At 52.1% G+C, this 4887-nt stretch carries 1 tRNA gene and 2 rRNA genes; all 3 read left to right on the top strand.

The window, feature by feature from the left end:
- Positions 1-144 precede the first annotated feature (144 nt).
- Positions 145-1686, top strand: a 16S ribosomal RNA gene (locus ABU113_RS16910).
- Between the two features lie 85 nt (positions 1687-1771).
- Positions 1772-1847, top strand: a tRNA-Glu gene (locus ABU113_RS16915).
- 219 nt (positions 1848-2066) lie between these two features.
- A 23S ribosomal RNA gene (locus ABU113_RS16920) occupies positions 2067-4887 on the top strand; the annotation flags it as partial.

The raw sequence follows: 4887 nt of genomic DNA on the forward strand, positions 1-4887 counted from the left end.
ACTGCTCTTTAACAATTTATCAGACAATCTGTGTGGGCACTCGAAGATACGGATTCTTAACGTCGCAAGACGAAAAATGAATACCAAGTCTCTGAGTGAACATACGTAATTCATTACGAAGTTTAATTCACGAGCATCAAACTTAAATTGAAGAGTTTGATCATGGCTCAGATTGAACGCTGGCGGCAGGCCTAACACATGCAAGTCGAACGGTAGCACAGAGGAGCTTGCTCCTTGGGTGACGAGTGGCGGACGGGTGAGTAATGTCTGGGAAACTGCCCGATGGAGGGGGATAACTACTGGAAACGGTAGCTAATACCGCATAACGTCGCAAGACCAAAGAGGGGGACCTTCGGGCCTCTTGCCATCGGATGTGCCCAGATGGGATTAGCTAGTAGGTGGGGTAACGGCTCACCTAGGCGACGATCCCTAGCTGGTCTGAGAGGATGACCAGCCACACTGGAACTGAGACACGGTCCAGACTCCTACGGGAGGCAGCAGTGGGGAATATTGCACAATGGGCGCAAGCCTGATGCAGCCATGCCGCGTGTATGAAGAAGGCCTTCGGGTTGTAAAGTACTTTCAGCGAGGAGGAAGGCGTTGTGGTTAATAACCGCAACGATTGACGTTACTCGCAGAAGAAGCACCGGCTAACTCCGTGCCAGCAGCCGCGGTAATACGGAGGGTGCAAGCGTTAATCGGAATTACTGGGCGTAAAGCGCACGCAGGCGGTCTGTCAAGTCGGATGTGAAATCCCCGGGCTCAACCTGGGAACTGCATCCGAAACTGGCAGGCTAGAGTCTTGTAGAGGGGGGTAGAATTCCAGGTGTAGCGGTGAAATGCGTAGAGATCTGGAGGAATACCGGTGGCGAAGGCGGCCCCCTGGACAAAGACTGACGCTCAGGTGCGAAAGCGTGGGGAGCAAACAGGATTAGATACCCTGGTAGTCCACGCCGTAAACGATGTCGACTTGGAGGTTGTGCCCTTGAGGCGTGGCTTCCGGAGCTAACGCGTTAAGTCGACCGCCTGGGGAGTACGGCCGCAAGGTTAAAACTCAAATGAATTGACGGGGGCCCGCACAAGCGGTGGAGCATGTGGTTTAATTCGATGCAACGCGAAGAACCTTACCTACTCTTGACATCCAGAGAACTTAGCAGAGATGCTTTGGTGCCTTCGGGAACTCTGAGACAGGTGCTGCATGGCTGTCGTCAGCTCGTGTTGTGAAATGTTGGGTTAAGTCCCGCAACGAGCGCAACCCTTATCCTTTGTTGCCAGCGGTTCGGCCGGGAACTCAAAGGAGACTGCCAGTGATAAACTGGAGGAAGGTGGGGATGACGTCAAGTCATCATGGCCCTTACGAGTAGGGCTACACACGTGCTACAATGGCATATACAAAGAGAAGCGACCTCGCGAGAGCAAGCGGACCTCATAAAGTATGTCGTAGTCCGGATTGGAGTCTGCAACTCGACTCCATGAAGTCGGAATCGCTAGTAATCGTGGATCAGAATGCCACGGTGAATACGTTCCCGGGCCTTGTACACACCGCCCGTCACACCATGGGAGTGGGTTGCAAAAGAAGTAGGTAGCTTAACCTTCGGGAGGGCGCTTACCACTTTGTGATTCATGACTGGGGTGAAGTCGTAACAAGGTAACCGTAGGGGAACCTGCGGTTGGATCACCTCCTTACCTTAAAGAAACGTTCTTTGTAGTGCTCACACAGATTGTCTGATGAAAAGTAAATAGCAAGGCGTCTTGCGATTGAGACTTCAGTGTCCCCTTCGTCTAGAGGCCCAGGACACCGCCCTTTCACGGCGGTAACAGGGGTTCGAATCCCCTAGGGGACGCCACTTGCTGGTATGTGTGAGTGAAAGTCGCCGACCCCAATATCTCAAAACTTACCTTCGGGTGACGTTTGAGATATTTGCTCTTTAAAAATCTGGATCAAGCTGAAAATTGAAACGACACACTGTTTCATTTCTCCGTAATAAGAAATGAAAAGCGGTGTGTTCGAGTCTCTCAAATTTTCGCAACACGATGATGTTTTACGAAACATCTTCGGGTTGTGAGGTTAAGCGACTAAGCGTACACGGTGGATGCCCTGGCAGTCAGAGGCGATGAAGGACGTGCTAATCTGCGATAAGCGTCGGTAAGGTGATATGAACCGTTATAACCGGCGATTTCCGAATGGGGAAACCCAGTGTGTTTCGACACACTATCATTACGTGAATACATAGCGTAATGAAGCGAACCGGGGGAACTGAAACATCTAAGTACCCCGAGGAAAAGAAATCAACCGAGATTCCCCCAGTAGCGGCGAGCGAACGGGGAGCAGCCCAGAGTCTGAATCAGCTTGTGTGTTAGTGGAACGGTCTGGAAAGTCCGACGGTACAGGGTGATAGTCCCGTACACCAAAATGCACAGGTTGTGAACTCGAAGAGTAGGGCGGGACACGTGGTATCCTGTCTGAATATGGGGGGACCATCCTCCAAGGCTAAATACTCCTGACTGACCGATAGTGAACCAGTACCGTGAGGGAAAGGCGAAAAGAACCCCGGCGAGGGGAGTGAAAAAGAACCTGAAACCGTGTACGTACAAGCAGTGGGAGCCTCTTTATGGGGTGACTGCGTACCTTTTGTATAATGGGTCAGCGACTTATATTCTGTAGCAAGGTTAACCGTATAGGGGAGCCGAAGGGAAACCGAGTCTTAACTGGGCGTTAAGTTGCAGGGTATAGACCCGAAACCCGGTGATCTAGCCATGGGCAGGTTGAAGGTTGGGTAACACTAACTGGAGGACCGAACCGACTAATGTTGAAAAATTAGCGGATGACTTGTGGCTGGGGGTGAAAGGCCAATCAAACCGGGAGATAGCTGGTTCTCCCCGAAAGCTATTTAGGTAGCGCCTCGTGAACTCATCTTCGGGGGTAGAGCACTGTTTCGGCTAGGGGGTCATCCCGACTTACCAACCCGATGCAAACTGCGAATACCGAAGAATGTTATCACGGGAGACACACGGCGGGTGCTAACGTCCGTCGTGAAGAGGGAAACAACCCAGACCGCCAGCTAAGGTCCCAAAGTCATGGTTAAGTGGGAAACGATGTGGGAAGGCACAGACAGCCAGGATGTTGGCTTAGAAGCAGCCATCATTTAAAGAAAGCGTAATAGCTCACTGGTCGAGTCGGCCTGCGCGGAAGATGTAACGGGGCTAAACCATGCACCGAAGCTGCGGCAGCGACACTATGTGTTGTTGGGTAGGGGAGCGTTCTGTAAGCCGTTGAAGGTGTGCTGTGAGGTATGCTGGAGGTATCAGAAGTGCGAATGCTGACATAAGTAACGATAATGCGGGTGAAAAACCCGCACGCCGGAAGACCAAGGGTTCCTGTCCAACGTTAATCGGGGCAGGGTGAGTCGACCCCTAAGGCGAGGCCGAAAGGCGTAGTCGATGGGAAACAGGTTAATATTCCTGTACTTGGTGTTACTGCGAAGGGGGGACGGAGAAGGCTATGTTAGCCGGGCGACGGTTGTCCCGGTTTAAGCATGTAGGCGGAGGTTCCAGGTAAATCCGGTACCTTTTTAACGCTGAGGTGTGATGACGAGGCACTACGGTGCTGAAGTAACAAATGCCCTGCTTCCAGGAAAAGCCTCTAAGCATCAGGTAACACGAAATCGTACCCCAAACCGACACAGGTGGTCAGGTAGAGAATACCAAGGCGCTTGAGAGAACTCGGGTGAAGGAACTAGGCAAAATGGTGCCGTAACTTCGGGAGAAGGCACGCTGATATGTAGGTGAAGTGATTTACTCATGGAGCTGAAATCAGTCGAAGATACCAGCTGGCTGCAACTGTTTATTAAAAACACAGCACTGTGCAAACACGAAAGTGGACGTATACGGTGTGACGCCTGCCCGGTGCCGGAAGGTTAATTGATGGGGTTATCCGTAAGGAGAAGCTCTTGATCGAAGCCCCGGTAAACGGCGGCCGTAACTATAACGGTCCTAAGGTAGCGAAATTCCTTGTCGGGTAAGTTCCGACCTGCACGAATGGCGTAATGATGGCCAGGCTGTCTCCACCCGAGACTCAGTGAAATTGAACTCGCTGTGAAGATGCAGTGTACCCGCGGCAAGACGGAAAGACCCCGTGAACCTTTACTATAGCTTGACACTGAACACTGGTCCTTGATGTGTAGGATAGGTGGGAGGCTTTGAAGTGTGGACGCCAGTCTGCATGGAGCCATCCTTGAAATACCACCCTTTAATGGCTGGTGTTCTAACGTGGACCCGTTACCCGGGTTGCGGACAGTGTCTGGTGGGTAGTTTGACTGGGGCGGTCTCCTCCTAAAGAGTAACGGAGGAGCACGAAGGTTAGCTAATCCTGGTCGGACATCAGGAGGTTAGTGCAAAGGCATAAGCTAGCTTGACTGCGAGAGTGACGGCTCGAGCAGGTGCGAAAGCAGGTCTTAGTGATCCGGTGGTTCTGAATGGAAGGGCCATCGCTCAACGGATAAAAGGTACTCCGGGGATAACAGGCTGATACCGCCCAAGAGTTCATATCGACGGCGGTGTTTGGCACCTCGATGTCGGCTCATCACATCCTGGGGCTGAAGTAGGTCCCAAGGGTATGGCTGTTCGCCATTTAAAGTGGTACGCGAGCTGGGTTTAGAACGTCGTGAGACAGTTCGGTCCCTATCTGCCGTGGGCGCTGGAGAATTGAGGGGGGCTGCTCCTAGTACGAGAGGACCGGAGTGGACGCATCACTGGTGTTCGGGTTGTCATGCCAATGGCATTGCCCGGTAGCTAAATGCGGAAGAGATAAGTGCTGAAAGCATCTAAGCACGAAACTTGCCCCGAGATGAGTTCTCCCTGAGACTTTAAGTCTCCTGAAGGAACGTT

The organism is Parapedomonas caeni, from assembly GCF_041060555.1.
In the GTDB taxonomy this organism is placed as follows: domain Bacteria; phylum Pseudomonadota; class Alphaproteobacteria; order Sphingomonadales; family Sphingomonadaceae; genus CAUJIW01.